This window comes from Neisseria sp. DTU_2020_1000833_1_SI_GRL_NUU_006 (assembly GCA_032388755.1).
GTDB classification, from domain to species: domain Bacteria; phylum Pseudomonadota; class Gammaproteobacteria; order Burkholderiales; family Neisseriaceae; genus Neisseria; species Neisseria sicca_C.
The window spans coordinates 1,238,441-1,254,242 of the sequence record CP135593.1 but is presented as its reverse complement, the minus strand read 5'-3'; the positions used below and the strand labels follow the sequence as shown (position 1 = coordinate 1,254,242).

Genomic DNA, 15,802 nt, shown 5'->3' with positions numbered 1-15,802 from the left:
CCACTATACTTTATTTTCGATACGCAATTTACCGGTTGTCGTCATTCCCGCGCAGGCGGGAATCCATTTTTGAAATTCAGAAACTGTTTTTCAAATCGAGGTTTCTCAAATTTTACAATGGATTCCCGCCTGCGCGGGAATGACGGAATTTGGTGATATGCTGTATTTAAAGTTAAGTGTGTTTACTATAACTATTTCGCAGGCGGCTTCAATTCAAACACTTCGGGATGCGCCTTGAAATATTCTACGGCGATAAATCCGCCGCCGATGATGATCACCAGGAACACCGCCATGACAATCATGGCAAGGATGAATTTGTCCGAAGGATGGGCGTCGGGCTTGCGTTTATCCTCCATTATTTCATCTCCGAGAGCCAGTCGCGGGCGGTGAGAAACTCGTTCAGCCGCGCTTCGGGCGAACCTTCTTCGGGCGCGTATTGATATTCGAAGCGCACCAAAGGCGGCATGGACATCAAAATGCTTTCCGTGCGCCCGCCGCTTTGCAGACCGAACAGCGTACCCCTGTCCCAAACCAAATTAAATTCCACATAACGCCCGCGCCGGTAAAGCTGGAACTCGCGCTCGCGTTCGCCGTACGGCGTGTTTTTGCGTTTCGCCACAATCGGAAGATACGCTTCGATATAGCCTTCGCCGACCGCCTTGATGAACTTCAGGCAGGTATCGAAATCCCAGCGGTTCAAATCGTCGAAGAACAAACCGCCCACGCCGCGCGTTTCGCTGCGGTGTTTCAGGTAAAAATACTCGTCGCACCATTTTTTAAACTCGGGATAAACCGCTTCCCCAAACGGCGCGCATACGTCCCGCGCGACCGTGTGCCAGTGCAAAATATCTTCTTCAAACGGATAAAACGGCGTCAAGTCAAAGCCGCCGCCGAACCACCACACAGGCTCGCCGCCTTCCGGATACGCGATAAAAAAGCGCACGTTCGCATGGCTGGTCGGCACATACGGATTTTTCGGATGAATCACCAGCGACACGCCCATCGCCTCAAACGCCGCGCCCGCCAATTCAGGACGGTGCGCCGTCGCCGAAGCGGGCATTTTGCTGCCTTTCACATGCGAAAAATTCACGCCTGCCTGCTCGAATACTGCGCCGTTTTTCAAGACGCGGGTTTCGCCCACACCCAATTTGCCCGTCCATTCCTCATGCGCAAACACCGCCCCGCCGTCTTCTTGCTCAAGCGCGGTGCAGATTTGGTTTTGCAGGTTTTTCAATACGGTTAAAACGGCTTCGGTGTGCATGGGTATTCCTTGCTTTTATGATGAGACGGAGTTCGTCGGGTTGATGAGAGAATTTAATTCGGTATTGTAGTCTGAAATGAACAAATAAGGTCGTCTGAAAACCCTTTTTCGGGATTTTCAGACGACCTTTCCGTGTTGCAAGATGCTTAAACGGGCAAGCCGGTTACGCGCCGTAAACGGGGTATTTGTCGCAAAGCGCGGTGATTTGTTTGCGGACGTTTGCCAGATTCGCTTCGTCTTCAGGATTTGCCAAAACGTCGGCAACGAGGTTGGCAAGGACACGGGCGTCGGCTTCGTTAAATCCGCGCGTGGTCATGGCGGCGGAGCCGATGCGGATGCCGGAGGTAACGAACGGTTTTTCCGGGTCGTTCGGGATGGCGTTTTTGTTGACGGTGATGTTTGCTTTGCCCAATGCGGCTTCGGCGGCTTTGCCGGTGATTTTCATCGGTTGCAGGTCAACGAGGAAAACATGGCTTTCTGTGCGGCCGGAAACGATGCGCAAGCCGCGTTTGACCAATTCTTCCGCCATCGCTGCGGCATTGATTTTCACCTGTTTCGCGTATTGTTTGAACTCGGGTTGCAGGGCTTCTTTGAACGCAACGGCTTTGGCGGCGATGACGTGCATCAGCGGACCGCCTTGCAGGCTTGGGAAGATGGAAGAGTTCAACGCTTTTTCATGTGTGTTGTCGCGGCACAAAATCACGCCGCCGCGCGGGCCGCGCAGAGTTTTGTGGGTGGTGGTGGTCACGAAGTCGCAGAATGGGACGGGGTTGGGGTATTCGCCGCCGGCAATCAGACCTGCGTAGTGCGCCATATCGACGAAAAGGTAGGCACCGACTTTGTCGGCGATTTCACGGAATTTCGCCCAGTCGATTTGCAGGGCGTAGGCAGATGCGCCGGCAACAATCATTTTGGGTTTGTGTTCAAGCGCGAGGCGTTCGACTTCGGCGTAATCGAGGACTTCGTTTTCATCCAAACCGTAGGTAATGGCATTGTAGAGTTTGCCGGAAATGTTAACGCTCGCGCCGTGGGTCAGGTGTCCGCCGTGTGCGAGGCTCATGCCGAGGATGGTGTCGCCGGGTTTGAGGACGGAGGCGTACACGGCTTGGTTGGCTTGGGAGCCGGAATGGGGTTGGACGTTGGCGTATTCCGCACCGAAGAGTTCTTTGACGCGGTCGATTGCCAGCTGTTCGACGATATCGACGTATTCGCAACCGCCGTAGTAGCGTTTGCCGGGGTAGCCTTCGGCGTATTTGTTGGTCAATTGCGAACCTTGTGCCTCCATCACGGCGCAACTGACGTAGTTTTCGGAAGCAATCAGTTCGACGTGGTCTTGCTGGCGTTGGTCTTCTTGGGCGATGGCGGCTGCCAGCTCCGGATCATATTGGGCTAGGTTGACGCTTTTTGAAAACATCTTCTCGACTCCTTTGTCGGTTGGGAAACGGGGATTGATAAGTGTTGAACAATGTACCAAATCGGTTTGGATTGTCAACGATTTTATCTTTCAGACGACCCCTTTGCTGCTTGGGAGGTCGTCTGAAAAGTTTTATTTGAACAGATTGTCTTGTTTCAAATGAAATTCGATTTTTTCGAGCAGGGCTTCGAGGTCGCTCTCGGCTTGGGCGGCGGCGAGGTTTTTGCCCAACTCTTCCAAAGCCAGCGCATCGAGCCTGCGGCGTTCGAGTTTGCGCGCTTCTTCGTTGAAGATTTTGATGTTGTCGGGCAGGACAAGCGGCGGCACGCTGCCGTCGGTCGTATAGAACGCTTCGTCCGCAAACACGAACCCCTCCGGCAAGGCGGGCGCATTGTCGTAGTCGGCATCGTTGACCGGCATCCACTCGGAATGCTGTTCCAACAGGACGAATTGCCCGTTCATGCCGTAAATATGGGCAAAACGGGAGAGCTTGGGGCGTTTGGTGTTCATGCGAATGATTGTATGCCGATGAGGCGGGAGCGTCTAGGGCGGAATTTTGTGTCGGCGCAGTAGGAAGGTCGTCTGAAAGTAGTATAATTACAGATTCGTTAAAATCTTGAAGAAAAATATAAAAAGGGAAACCTCAATGTCAGCAAACACAAACAAACAATGGCTAAGCGTCATCGCCCTGGCAGTCGGCGCATTCATTTTCAACACCACCGAATATATCCCGATTGCCCTATTGAGCGACATCGGCGCGACCTTCAATATGCCGCCGACCGAAGTCGGCATCATGATTACCGTGTATGCGTGGATTGTCGCGCTGCTGTCGCTGCCGCTGATGCTGGCAACGAAAAACATCGAACGCCGAAAGCTGCTGCTCATCCTCTTCGCGTTCTTTACCCTCAGCCACATCGTTTCCTATTTCGCCCGAAGTTTCGAAATCCTGCTCATCAGCCGCATCGGCATCGCCCTGACGCACGCCGTGTTTTGGTCGATTACCGCCTCGCTGGCGGTACGTGTCGCGCCGCAGGGTAAAGGCAATCAGGCTTTGGGGCTACTCAGTACGGGGACGGTCATGGCGATGGTGGCAGGCATTCCGCTTGGGCGCGTTATCGGGCAACACTCAAGCTGGCAGTTCAGCTTTTTGCTTATCGGACTTTGCGCGGCAGCGGTCATGGGCATATTGGCGAAAAACCTGCCGCTGCTGCCCAGCGTGAACACAGGTTCGCTCAAAAGCCTGCCCGGATTGCTCAAGCGCAAAAACCTCATGCTACTCTACGCGCTGACCGTCCTCCTGATTACCGCCCACTTTACGGCATACAGCTATATCGAACCCTTCGTCCTGCAAGCCGGCGGCTTCGCACCCGAACAAGTGACCATCGTCTTGAGCCTGTACGGGCTGGCGGGATTTGCCGCGTCGTATTTGTTCGGCAAATGGTTTGCCAAACACCAACGCGTATTCCTGCTGACTTCGGTATCTGTCATCATGGCTTCAACGCTCTGCCTGCTTCCCCTTGCCGCTTACCCGATAGCCGTTTACGCGCTGGTGTTTGTCTGGGGTATCGCCATCGTCGTCTTGAGCCTCGGCATGGTCTCCAAAGTATTGGACTTTGCCTCGGATGCGACGGATGTAGCCAACTCGATTTACTCAGGCCTCTACAACGTCGGCATCGGCGGCGGCGCGCTTTTGGGACATTACGTTACCGTCTGGGCAGGCATTTCCAACATCGGCTTTGTCGCCGCGATCTTGGCAGCGGCAGGATTAGGCGTGTGTCGGATGTTGGTTGAAATGCGGAAATAAGAGGGTTGTATAAAAAAGAGGTCGTCTGAAAACGTTTCTTTTTTATTTAAATACATCGCCCCGCTGCCGGTACGCTCCGTCCGCGTAGGCGTCAGAATGAATTTGTAAGTGTGGAGTAAAATAAACCGGATTCCTTTGATGGAAATCCGGTTTTTCTTTTCGATGATCGGATTTTCAGACGACGTTTGGGGTCGTCTGAAACTTTATCTACACCATTTACTTCTGCTTATCCAACGCTTCTTCATCCAGCGATTTCAGCCATTCCAGCTTTTCGCCGATTTTGATTTCCAGCCCGCGCGGGACGGGTTGGTAGAAATCGGGTTCGTCCAAGCCGTCGGGCATATAGCTTTCGCCGGCGGCGTAGGCGTTCGGTTCGTCGTGGGCGTAGCGGTATTCGCGTCCGTAGCCCAATTCTTTCATCAATTTGGTCGGGGCGTTGCGCAGGTGGACGGGTACTTCATCGCTGGCGTTTTCTTTGACGAAGCGGCGCATTTGGTTGTATGCCTTGTAGCCCGCGTTGGATTTCGCGGCGGCAGCAAGGTACAGCACGGCTTGTGCCAGCGCGAGTTCGCCTTCGGGCGAGCCTAAGCGTTCGAAAGTGGCGGCGGCATCGTTGGCGATTTGGAAGGCACGCGGGTCGGCAAGCCCAATGTCCTCCCACGCCATGCGCACGATACGGCGGGCGAGGTAGCGCGGGTCGGTGCCGCCGTCGAGCATACGGCAGAACCAATACAGCGCGGCATTCGGATGCGAACCGCGCACGGATTTGTGCAGGGCGGAGATTTGGTTGTAGAAACTCTCGCCGCCTTTATCGAAACGGCGGATTTGCGCCCCGAGACTGTCGGCGAGAAATTCGGCGGTCAGGGTTTTCAGACGACGTGTGTCGGCGGCGCGTAAAAGTTGTTCCAACAGATTCAACAATCTGCGCGCATCGCCGTCGGCGGTATTGACAAGCAGCTCCTGCGCATCGGCTTCAATCGTGAAATCTTGGTATTCGGGCAAGGCCAATACTTTGGCAATCAGTTTCTTGAGGTCGTCTGAAGACAAGGATTGCAAAACATACACCTGCGCGCGGCTCAACAGCGCGGGATTGACTTCAAACGACGGGTTTTCCGTCGTCGCACCGATAAAGGTCAGCAAACCGCTTTCGACATGGGGCAGAAACGCGTCCTGCTGCGCCTTGTTGAAACGGTGGACTTCATCGACAAACAAAATCGTCGCTCGTCCCTGCTGCAAAGCGATTTCAGCCTTGTCGATTGCCTCGCGTATGTCTTTCACGCCGGAAAATACGGCGGAAACAGGCAGAAACTGGGCATTGAAACTCTGCGCCAAAATCCGCGCCAACGTCGTCTTGCCCACACCCGGCGGCCCCCACAGCAACATAGAATGCGGCTTCCCGCCTTCCACCGCCACACGCAGCGGCTTGCCTTCGCCGATTAAATGCTGCTGCCCGATAACATCATCAAGCGTATGCGGGCGCAGGCGTTCGGCAAGCGGCGCATCGGGTTGGCGGGTGAAGAGGTCGGACATGGCGGTTTCCGTGAAAGAGGGTTTTCAGACGACGTGGATTATAGCAGGTCGTCTGAAAACAGACGGATGGCAAAGGGAACAATAAAGACAGGATACATCACAGCCGTCATTCCCGCGCAGGCGGGAATCCGTTTGTGAATTTCAGTTGATTGATTTTTATGGCTTTACTTATCTCCAATCTCCAAAGATGGATTCCCGCCTGCGCGGGAATGACGGTATGGATTTGCCATAACTTACTGGCAGATTTTTTTGTCCGTGTATCCTATATCAGGATGACCATCCTTGTTTCTTGGCGAATCATGATTACAGTTGCAGCAGTTGATCCCGATTGTCTACTTTTTTACATCATATTTTAGTTGTTGGATAGGTTCGGTAGAGATATAACCTTCCGGCAAAATTTGCAGGGCTTTTCCGCTGATGACGATACATTCTTCAGCTAATTTTTTAGCTTCTTTAGCAGCTAATTCGTCAGCTGCTTTTTGTTCTTCAGTTTTAGAGTCGTCATCTTTAATTTTAGTGGAGTCGGCTTTTTGATTATCAATAGTTGGTGGACAGAAAACCTTGGTGTCGCCCAAATTCCACGCCATATAACCGTATAGGGCGTTGTTGCGTTGTTCGGGAATCGGAGAACAATTAATGTTTTTGTCTTCTTTTTCTTTTTCTGAAAGAATAGAACATTTGAAATTTTGTTTTAACTTGATAAAGTCATTTTTGTCGATGCCGTTGATTTCTTGAGAGCCGTTGTTTTGTTGGAAGTTATTGTGTAGTAAATACCATGAAGAGTTTTCAGGAATTTCAATGGAATGGGTAAAATATAAAATTGCTATTTTATCGCTAAAACCGAATATCAATAGACATAATGTTATGATATATGTCATGGCTCCCTTAATTGGAATTTTATAAATTGAATTGGGATCTTTAATCCATTTTTCATAAAAATAATAGAGAACTATAAAGACATTTATTATTATCACAAGTGGATATATATTTTTTGCTTGTGGGAATAAATATTTTAAAAAAATTTCGAGTAATCGAGAAAGAGCATAAACAAATACCAAGTAAAATATTATAAATAATAATATTTTTACCCATCCAACGCTTTTATCAGAGCGATTTGACTTAGGAGATTTTAGGCTTCGAATGTCCTGTATTAAAAGAGCTAAATCTGGTAATAATAAATACACTAAAAGTTGATACAATAAAAATATAATAATAAAAATAATTATAAAAATTGTACTTGCAGCGATTAGGCTAGACGGATTGCTGAATACATCAGGAAGAATGCTTAATTGATTAATCTTTAAGAGATAAGCAAATATAACAAATCCACCGACGAGTATCCCTAATACTGTCGATATTCCGATGAGTTTGCTGATGGTTTCCAAATGATCAGATGGTTTTCTTTGCTCTTTGGGTTGCTCAACCGTATCAGTTTGTTTTATTTCTGCCTGTTTTGCAGCATCATTGTTTTCTGTGGCATTTTCATCTGCCTTCTTTGAGTTTTTATTTTTTCTTGCTTCTCTCCATTCTTTAATTTTTATAAAAAAATTACATAAGCGCGTAGGTTTATTTTTATTCTGTACATTGTCTTCTGATTCAGGCTGTTTATTTGCAGCGGTATGCTCTGAATGCTTTTGAATACCCTCGTCAGCCATTTTCTCTTGATTCTCTTTAGGGTTTTGCGTGTTTTCGTTTGAGTTAGCTTTTGATTGAGCTTTTAATTTAACTTTTAATTTTTTAACCATTGATAAATTCTCTATTTTCCCAAAAAAACGGATTATACCCCGACTTTCCCCAATCCCCCATCTCACGCCGCTTACGGTATAATACGCGTTTATTTAAAGACTTTGCGGGGCGTTTCAGACGACCTTGCGGCAAGGGATGGCTATGAATATGAAAAAGGTTGTTGCCGTTGCTTCTGTGGCGGCGTTGTTGGGCGGTTGCGCTTATGATTCTGACTCGGCGTTCGGCGGTTTGGGCGGCGGTACGGGTATCGGCGGCAGCGTGGTGAAAATGGCGGTCGATCATCAGTGCCGTTCGGAGTTGAACAAGCGCAACGAGTGGCGTTTGGTCGCGCTGACGATGAGCGCGGACAAGCAGCGCGAGTGGGAAGATAAAATCTGCGGTTGCGCGAGCGAGGAAGCGCCGAATCAGGTGTCCGCGCAAGAGTTGATGGATGTTTTGAATCCTTCTTCGCGCGATCGGGCGATTGCGTCGGTAACGGTGAAAACCGTCAATGCTTGTTTCAAGCGTTTGTATAGATAATGTTTTTCAGACGACCTCTGTGTATCGGGGTCGTCTGAAAGTTTATAGTGGATTAAGGTCGGGATAGGGCGGCTTGCGGGATGATTCGCAGACGGGCTTCCTGTTTGGATCAACAATTTTTTTGTTTTTATAGAGAAGAAATCATGAAATATATCAGTACGCGCGGCGAGACGGCGCATAAACCGTTTAGCGAGGTTTTGTTGATGGGACTGGCGCCCGACGGCGGTTTGATGCTGCCGGAGCGTTATCCGCAGGTCAGCCGCGAGACTTTGGACAAGTGGCGCGGTTTGAGCTATCCGGAGCTGGCGTTTGAGGTGATGAGCCTGTTTGTTACGGATATTCCGGCGGACGATTTGCGCGATATTCTGAACCGTACTTATACGGAAGCGGCGTTCGGCTCTAAGGAAATCACGCCTGTGCGTACTTTGTCCGACGGTATCAAAATCCAAGCCCTGTCCAACGGCCCGACGCTGGCGTTCAAGGATATGGCGATGCAGTTTTTGGGCAATGCGTTTGAATATGTGTTGAACCAAAAGGGCAGGGAACTCAATATCTTGGGCGCGACCAGCGGCGATACGGGTTCGGCTGCGGAATATGCCTTGCGCGGTAAAAAGGGCGTAAATGTATTTATGCTGTCGCCCGACGGCAAGATGAGCGCGTTCCAGCGTGCGCAAATGTACAGCCTGCAAGACGAGAATATCCACAATATCGCCGTGAAGGGGATGTTTGACGATTGTCAGGATATTGTGAAGGCGGTGCAGAACGATGCCGCGTTCAAGGAAAAATACCATATCGGTACGGTCAATTCGATCAACTGGGGACGCATCGTCGCGCAAGTGGTTTATTACTTTGCGGGCTATTTCAAGGCGACGCAAAGCAATGACGAGCAGGTCAGTTTCTGCGTGCCGAGCGGCAACTTCGGCAATGTTTGCGCGGGACACATCGCCAAACAGATGGGCCTGCCTATCCGCCGCCTGATTGTCGCGACCAATGAAAACGATGTGTTGGACGAGTTTTTCAAAACTGGCGCATACCGCCCGCGCAACAGCGAGCATACTTATGTTACCTCCAGCCCGTCTATGGACATTTCCAAAGCGTCTAATTTCGAGCGTTTCGTGTTCGACCTGATGGATCGCGATCCTCAGGAAATCAACACGCTGTGGGCGGAAGTCGCGGCGGGCAAGGGCTTTGATTTGCAGTTTGCCTTGGAAAAAGTCGGCGGCAAATACGGCTTTACTTCCGGCAAATCTACCCACGCCGACCGCCTCGCCACCATCAAACAGGTTTACGAGCAAGATAAAGAACTCATCGACCCGCACACTGCCGACGGCGTAAAAGTCGCCCGCGAAGTGCGCGAAGAGGGGGAGACGGTTGTGTGTTTGGAAACCGCGTTGGCAGCGAAATTCGATGCGACCATACACGAAGCCGTCGGCGATGTCGCCATTCCGCGCCCTGCCGCGCTGGAAGGTTTGGAAAAATTGCCTCAGCGCGTCCGAGTCGTGCCGAACAATGCAGCCGCCGTCAAAGAAATCATCCGCGAAACCTTAGATAAGTAAGCCGTTGTCCGAGAGGTCGTCTGAAACATGCTTTCGTGTTACAGACGACCTTTCATGTCTTGATAAAAAATGATCTGCCTTTATCTCTACACTGATTTCAAGATTCATAAAATTAAAGGCCGTCTGAAAACCAATCAAGGCTTTCAGACGACCTCACTTTATTTGAAACCAAACGCTTTCTCAAGCCTCTAGGTTTTTACGCCACAACACCAACAGCTTGCCGATATGCTGAACCAGTTGCGCATCGACGGCTTCGCACAGCGCATTGCAAATTTCAACGCGCTCGGCGCGGTCGTCGCCGAATACACGGACTTTGATTAACTCATGCGCCGTCAGGGCGGCATCGGTTTCTTTGATAACGGACTCGGTCAAACCTTGCTGTCCCACCATTACAACAGGATGAAGGTGATGGGCGCGGGCTTTCAATTCCAAAATTTCTTTGGTGCTTAATTTATTGTCAGTCATGTTCTAGTGCTTGAAAAGAAAGAATAATGCGGCATTGTACGCGATTTGGCGCAATCTCGGGGGAAAATAACGTACAATACGGCGTTTCTCTAAATCATTAAATAAATTATGGCAGTACGTTCAAAATCATCAAAAGCCTGGCTTCACGAACACGTCAACGATCATTACGTCCACATGGCGCAAAAAGACGGCTATCGCGCCCGTGCCGCATATAAACTGCTGGAAATCAACGAAAAAGACAAATTAATTAAACCCGGTACGGTTTTGGCGGATTTAGGCAGCGCGCCCGGAAGCTGGTCGCAAGTAGCGGCAAAACTGGTCGGCAATTCAGGGCGCGTGTTCGCATTGGATATCCTGCCTATGGATGAAATAGAGGGTGTTTCTTTTATTCAGGGCGATTTCAGGGAAGACGAAGTATTGGCAAAATTTGAAACCCTGCTGAATGCCCGTCCGCTAGACCTTGTAATTTGCGATATGGCACCCAATATGTCGGGTAACGCCGTAACCGACCAAGCCCGCAGCTTTTATTTATGCGAACTGGCTTTGGACTTTGCCGTCAATCATTTGAAAACGGGCGGCAGCTTTTTGGTGAAGGTATTTCAGGGAGCAGGCTATCAGGAATATATGGCAGCCATGCGCGAAATCTTCGGAACGGTGCAGACGCGCAAGCCCGAGGCATCGCGCAATCGTTCCAGTGAGATTTATTTATTAGGAAAAAATAAACGCTGACAATACAGACAGCGTGTTTTAAAATCTTTCTTTCGTTTATCTTTATATCATGGAGCCTGGCTAAGTGGGGAATACCTTTAAGTCAATTCTGCTCTGGGTTGTTTTGTGCGTCGGCCTGATGGCCGCATTCAACGCTCTGACCAGCAAGCAGGAAAACAAGCAGCAAATCGAATACTCTCAATTTATCCAACAGGTAAACAACGGTGAAGTAGCCAATGTCAATATCGAAGGCTCAGTCGTCAGCGGTTATCTGATTAAAGGCGAGCGTACCGATAAAACCTCTTTCTTCACCAATGCGCCTTTGGACGATAATTTGGTTAAAACGCTTTTGGACAATAAAGTCCGCGTCAACGTTATCCCCGAAGAAAAACCAAGTATGCTCGCCAGCCTGTTTTACAGCCTGTTGCCGGTATTGCTGCTGATTGGCGCATGGTTCTATTTTATGCGTATGCAGAGCGGTGGCGGCGGTAAGGGCGGCGCATTCTCTTTCGGTAAAAGCCGTGCCCGCCTTTTGGACAAAGACACCAACAAAGTTACCTTTGCCGATGTTGCCGGTTGCGATGAGGCAAAAGAGGAAGTACAGGAAATCGTTGATTACCTGAAAGCTCCAAGCCGTTATCAAAGTTTGGGCGGGCGCGTACCGCGCGGTATCTTACTGGCGGGCAGTCCGGGGACAGGTAAAACTTTGCTGGCAAAAGCCATTGCAGGCGAAGCAGGCGTACCGTTCTTCAGTATCTCAGGTTCTGACTTTGTTGAAATGTTCGTAGGGGTCGGTGCAAGCCGCGTGCGCGATATGTTTGAACAAGCGAAGAAAAACGCCCCTTGTATCATTTTTATTGACGAAATCGACGCTGTGGGCCGTCAGCGCGGTGCCGGCTTGGGCGGCGGTAACGACGAACGCGAACAAACCTTGAATCAGCTTTTAGTAGAAATGGATGGTTTTGAAAGCAACCAGACCGTTATCGTTATTGCCGCAACCAACCGTCCGGACGTATTAGACCCCGCTTTGCAACGTCCCGGCCGTTTTGACCGGCAAGTGGTGGTTCCACTACCCGATATCCGCGGTCGCGAACAGATTTTGAAAGTACACGCAAAAAAAGTGCCTTTGGATTCATCTGTTGATTTGGGTTCTTTGGCTCGAGGTACCCCCGGTTTTTCCGGTGCGGATTTGGCCAACTTGGTTAATGAAGCCGCCCTGTTTGCAGGCCGTCGGAATAAAACCAAAGTCGACCAAAGCGATTTCGAAGATGCCAAAGACAAAATCTATATGGGTCCAGAACGCCGCAGCATGGTAATGCATGAAGACGAAAAACGTGCGACTGCCTACCATGAAGCAGGTCATGCGATTGTTGCCGAAAGCCTGCCGTTTACTGATCCCGTTCATAAAGTAACCATCATGCCGCGCGGCCGTGCGCTCGGTTTGACTTGGCAGCTTCCCGAACGCGACCGTATCAGCATGTATAAAGACCAAATGCTCAGTCAGCTTTCCATCTTGTTTGGCGGCCGTATTGCCGAAGACATCTTCGTCGGCCGAATTTCGACCGGTGCTGCCAACGATTTCGAACGTGCCACGCAAATGGCGCGGGAGATGGTAACCCGTTACGGCATGAGCGATAAAATGGGCGTCATGGTTTATTCGGAAAACGAAGACGAAGTATTTTTAGGACGCAGCGTTACCCGTTCTCAAAACATTTCCGAAAAAACGCAACAAGATATTGATGCTGAAGTACGTCGTATTTTGGACGAACAATATCAGTTAGCCTACAAAATCCTTGATGAAAACCGCGATAAAATGGAAACCATGTGTAAAGCTTTAATGGATTGGGAAACCATCGATCGTGATCAAGTGTTGGAAATTATGGCAGGCAAACAACCTAGCCCGCCAAAAGATTACAGTCACAATATTCGTCAGGATGAGCCGGAACAATCCGAATCTGCAACAGAGCCTGAACCTCTGGAAACTATCGTTGAGGAATCTGCTCCGATCAGAAATTCCGAAGATTCTGGAAATAAATCATAAACATGGAAAACGGCAGCTTATTCAATCTGCCGTTTTTATTTTATTATGACTGTTGCAAAACGGGTAAGGCGAAGAAGTACAGCTTGTATAGTTTTACTGTTATAAGTAGAAGGAATGAAGGTCGTCAGAATTAGAAGGTTGTAATGTGATTGCTTTTTTTAAATCTCGTAATTAATACAAAAAGGTCGTCTGAAAACTGGGATTAGGATTTTCAGACGACTTTTTCTTATGTTTAATTTTTAAAATGTCATATGGACATCGGGTTAGCAGCTTGTTTGGAATGAGTCTAATCGAACTGGTTTCTACTCCATACAATACAGAGATGTTTTACAACCCTTGGCGGTCGAGCCAGCGTTCGGCATCCAGTGCGGCTTGGCAGCCTGAAGCTGCGCTGGTGATGGCTTGGCGGTAGGTATGGTCTTTGACGTCGCCTGCCGCCCATACGCCTTCGATGTTGGTCGCGCCGACGTTGTCGCCTGTACCGCCTTTGGTTTTCAGGTAGCCGGTTTCGTCCATATCGAGCTGGCCTTTGAAAATGTCAGTGTTGGGTTTATGGCCGATGGCGATGAAAACGCCTTTGACGGCGATGTCTTCGGTAGTGCCGTCATTGTGTTTCAGACGAGCGCCGGTAACGCCGCCTTCATCGCCCAAGACTTCGTCCAGATTGCTGTTGAGCTTGAGGATGATTTTGCCTTCTTCAACGCGCTGCATGAGTTTGTCCACCATGATTTTTTCGGCGCGGAAGCTGTCGCGGCGGTGGATCAGGGTAACGGTGTTGGCGATGTTGGCGAGGTAAAGGGCTTCCTCTACGGCAGTATTGCCGCCTCCGACAACGGCTACGTCTTGCTGTTTATAGAAGAAACCGTCGCAGGTCGCGCAAGCGGATACGCCTTTGCCGGCAAAGGTTTCTTCGCTGGGCAGCCCCAGATATTTGGCGGATGCGCCGGTGGCGACGATCAGGGCGTCGCAGGTGTATTCGCCCATGTCGCCTTTTAGGGTGAAGGGGCGGTTTTGCAAATCGACGGTGTGGATTTGGTCAAAAATCATTTCGGTGCCGAAGCGTTCGGCATGGGCTTGGAAACGCGCCATCAGTTCGGGGCCTTGTACGCCTTCGGCATCGGCGGGCCAGTTGTCGACTTCGGTGGTGGTCATCAGTTGTCCGCCCTGTTCGACGCCGGTAATGATGACGGGCTTGAGGTTTGCGCGGGCGGCATAGACGGCGGCGGTGTAGCCGGCGGGGCCTGAACCGAGGATGATGAGTTTGTGATGGTTGCTCATGATGTTTTCCTTACTGAGAGATTGAGTGTGTTTCAGACAGGGTAGATTTTACTTGAAAATCTAAGCTGCGTCCGTTGGGATTATTGGGATATGCTGGCAGTATTGAAATTGATAAGGGTCGATTGTGAATGGTAAATCAGTTATCGGGAAAGTGTATTCAAGAAAGGTCGTCTGAAAACTGAACTGGCCCCCAAATCTTGGACACTCATAAAAGCCTATTCAGGCGCTCTGTGCAAGCCGGGTTCTGTATGCGACAGGACTCGGCTTTTTCAATTTCAAACTGCAACGCTCCCGGTTGTAGTAATCCATATAGTCATCTATCTGCTTCATCAATTCATCTACCGTCAATTCACCTGCGTTATAGAAACACTCCGTCTTCAACACCGCAAAGAAACTCTCCATCGGCGCATTGTCCCAACAGTTCGCCTTTCGCGACATGCTTTGAACCATGGAATGCCCCGCAAGCAATTCCCTATACCCCGCCGTACGGTACAGCACGCCTTGGTCCGAATGAAGAATCGTTCCTTTAGCAGTCAGACGGGGTGCGGCTTTTTCGAGCATTTCCTTCACCATTTCGCTGTCGGCTCTGCGGCTCATGGCGTAGGCGGCGATCTCGCGGTTGAACAGGTCCAATATCGGAGAGAGGTACAGTTTGCCGTCCTTTCCTTTGAGTTCGGTCACGTCTGTCAGCCATTTCTCGTTGGGCTTTTCGGCTGTGAAAAGACGTTTGAGGAGGTGTTCCGATATTTCGCCCATGGCGGGATGGCGGTAGGCTTTTTTCGCCCGTATGAGGGCTTTCAGTTCCAACTGCTTCATCAGCCGCGCCGCTTTTTTGCGGTTCCAACCCAATGCGGCGGCAATGCGCCTTTGCCCGTAGCGTCCTTTATGCCGCCGGTAGGTTTCGACAAGGAGGGCTTTGTCGGCTGCATCGGGGTCGGGCCGGTCTTGGTGGTGGTAGTAAAAGCTGCTTTTGGGCAGGTGTGCGATGTGCAGCAGGTATTTGAGCGGGTGTTGCGCCCTCAGTGTTTGGACGGTTTGGCTTTGTCCTTTTCGGTCCGCTTTTGGCTGAGGGCTTTTAACTCCTTTAGATAGGCAACCTCTGCGCGCATATAGCACAACTCTTCGATAAGCTCTGCCTGCGTTTTTTCTTGGTCGGGTTTGTCGGCGATGAAGGGGTTTTTGCGGTGTTGGGGCATGGTTTTGGATTGGGGATGTTCGAGTGCGCCGATACCGCCTTCTTGATAGGCGCGTATCCATCGTCTCAGGTGGGTTCGGGAAATGCCGTAGTGGTCTGCGGTACGCTGTTGGCTGCGTATATGCAGGTAGTGGAGTACGGCTTGGTATAGTGGATTAACTTTAAACCAGTACGGCGTTGCCTCGCCTTGCCGTACTATCTGTACTGTCTGTGGCTTCGTCGCCTTGTCCTAATTTAAATTTAATCCACTATATTTGAAGTGTAATGTATATTTGCTCATAAAAA

At 50.1% G+C, this 15,802-nt stretch carries 15 protein-coding genes and 1 pseudogene; 5 read left to right on the top strand and 11 right to left on the bottom strand.

Annotated features, from left to right (window positions below; translation table 11 throughout):
- Positions 1–191: 191 nt before the first annotated feature.
- The 4 genes from RSJ68_06140 to RSJ68_06125 form a co-directional block, all read right to left on the bottom strand.
- The gene (locus RSJ68_06140; GenBank protein WNU98289.1) at positions 192–356 is read right to left on the bottom strand and encodes a hypothetical protein; all 165 of its coding nucleotides are present in this window, start codon (positions 354–356) and stop codon (positions 192–194) included.
- A complete protein-coding gene (hemF, locus tag RSJ68_06135; GenBank protein WNU98288.1) occupies positions 356–1,261 on the bottom strand; it encodes an oxygen-dependent coproporphyrinogen oxidase in 906 nt (301 codons plus the stop codon). Before hemF ends, RSJ68_06140 begins: the two co-directional genes overlap by 1 nt.
- 163 nt (positions 1,262–1,424) lie before the next feature.
- A complete protein-coding gene (gene glyA, locus RSJ68_06130; protein WNU98287.1) occupies positions 1,425–2,675 on the bottom strand; it encodes a serine hydroxymethyltransferase in 1,251 nt (416 codons plus the stop codon).
- Positions 2,676–2,807: 132 nt separating this feature from the next.
- The gene (locus tag RSJ68_06125) at positions 2,808–3,185 is read right to left on the bottom strand and encodes a hypothetical protein (GenBank protein ID WNU98286.1); all 378 of its coding nucleotides are present in this window, start codon (positions 3,183–3,185) and stop codon (positions 2,808–2,810) included.
- Positions 3,186–3,321: 136 nt separating this feature from the next.
- Here RSJ68_06125 and RSJ68_06120 point away from each other — a divergent pair, with 136 nt between their 5' ends.
- A complete protein-coding gene (locus tag RSJ68_06120) occupies positions 3,322–4,479 on the top strand; it encodes a sugar transporter (GenBank protein ID WNU98285.1) in 1,158 nt (385 codons plus the stop codon).
- A gap of 216 nt (positions 4,480–4,695) precedes the next feature.
- On the opposite strand, the gene RSJ68_06115 is transcribed toward RSJ68_06120, so the two are convergent.
- Both RSJ68_06115 and RSJ68_06110 read right to left on the bottom strand, forming a co-directional pair.
- The gene (locus RSJ68_06115) at positions 4,696–6,009 is read right to left on the bottom strand and encodes a replication-associated recombination protein A (GenBank protein ID WNU98284.1); all 1,314 of its coding nucleotides are present in this window, start codon (positions 6,007–6,009) and stop codon (positions 4,696–4,698) included.
- Positions 6,010–6,341: 332 nt separating this feature from the next.
- Entirely contained in the window at positions 6,342–7,754 is a 1,413-nt protein-coding gene (locus tag RSJ68_06110; GenBank protein WNU98283.1) for a hypothetical protein, read from the bottom strand.
- Positions 7,755–7,902: 148 nt separating this feature from the next.
- Here RSJ68_06110 and RSJ68_06105 point away from each other — a divergent pair, with 148 nt between their 5' ends.
- Positions 7,903–8,274 (top strand): hypothetical protein, encoded by a 372-nt coding sequence (locus tag RSJ68_06105; GenBank protein WNU98356.1) that lies wholly within the window; start codon positions 7,903–7,905, stop codon positions 8,272–8,274.
- A 143-nt stretch (positions 8,275–8,417) separates the two neighbouring features.
- The gene (gene thrC, locus RSJ68_06100) at positions 8,418–9,830 is read left to right on the top strand and encodes a threonine synthase (GenBank protein WNU98282.1); all 1,413 of its coding nucleotides are present in this window, start codon (positions 8,418–8,420) and stop codon (positions 9,828–9,830) included.
- Positions 9,831–10,010: 180 nt separating this feature from the next.
- Here the strand turns inward: thrC and yhbY are convergent, their stop codons facing one another.
- Positions 10,011–10,295, bottom strand: coding sequence for a ribosome assembly RNA-binding protein YhbY (gene yhbY, locus RSJ68_06095; protein WNU98281.1), 285 nt, complete (start codon positions 10,293–10,295; stop codon positions 10,011–10,013).
- Between the two features lie 108 nt (positions 10,296–10,403).
- Here yhbY and RSJ68_06090 point away from each other — a divergent pair, with 108 nt between their 5' ends.
- Positions 10,404–11,024 carry an RlmE family RNA methyltransferase gene (locus tag RSJ68_06090; GenBank protein ID WNU98280.1) on the top strand — a complete coding sequence of 207 codons (621 nt, stop codon included), beginning with the start codon at positions 10,404–10,406 and terminating at the stop codon, positions 11,022–11,024.
- 64 nt (positions 11,025–11,088) lie between these two features.
- Positions 11,089–13,044, top strand: coding sequence for an ATP-dependent zinc metalloprotease FtsH (gene ftsH, locus RSJ68_06085; GenBank protein WNU98279.1), 1,956 nt, complete (start codon positions 11,089–11,091; stop codon positions 13,042–13,044).
- Between the two features lie 327 nt (positions 13,045–13,371).
- Here ftsH and trxB read toward each other — a convergent pair whose 3' ends face one another.
- The 4 genes and pseudogenes from trxB to RSJ68_06065 form a co-directional block, all read right to left on the bottom strand.
- Complete coding sequence (gene trxB, locus RSJ68_06080) at positions 13,372–14,322, bottom strand: thioredoxin-disulfide reductase (protein ID WNU98278.1); 951 nt, start codon at positions 14,320–14,322, stop codon at positions 13,372–13,374.
- 219 nt (positions 14,323–14,541) lie between these two features.
- Positions 14,542–15,438: an IS3 family transposase gene (locus RSJ68_06075; protein WNU98277.1), complete on the bottom strand. Its 897-nt coding sequence runs from the start codon at positions 15,436–15,438 to the stop codon at positions 14,542–14,544.
- The gene (locus RSJ68_06070) at positions 15,342–15,638 is read right to left on the bottom strand and encodes a helix-turn-helix domain-containing protein (GenBank protein ID WNU98355.1); all 297 of its coding nucleotides are present in this window, start codon (positions 15,636–15,638) and stop codon (positions 15,342–15,344) included. Before RSJ68_06070 ends, RSJ68_06075 begins: the two co-directional genes overlap by 97 nt.
- Before the next feature lie 24 nt (positions 15,639–15,662).
- Positions 15,663–15,773 (bottom strand): annotated as a pseudogene (locus RSJ68_06065) (IS5/IS1182 family transposase).
- Positions 15,774–15,802: the final 29 nt, after the last annotated feature.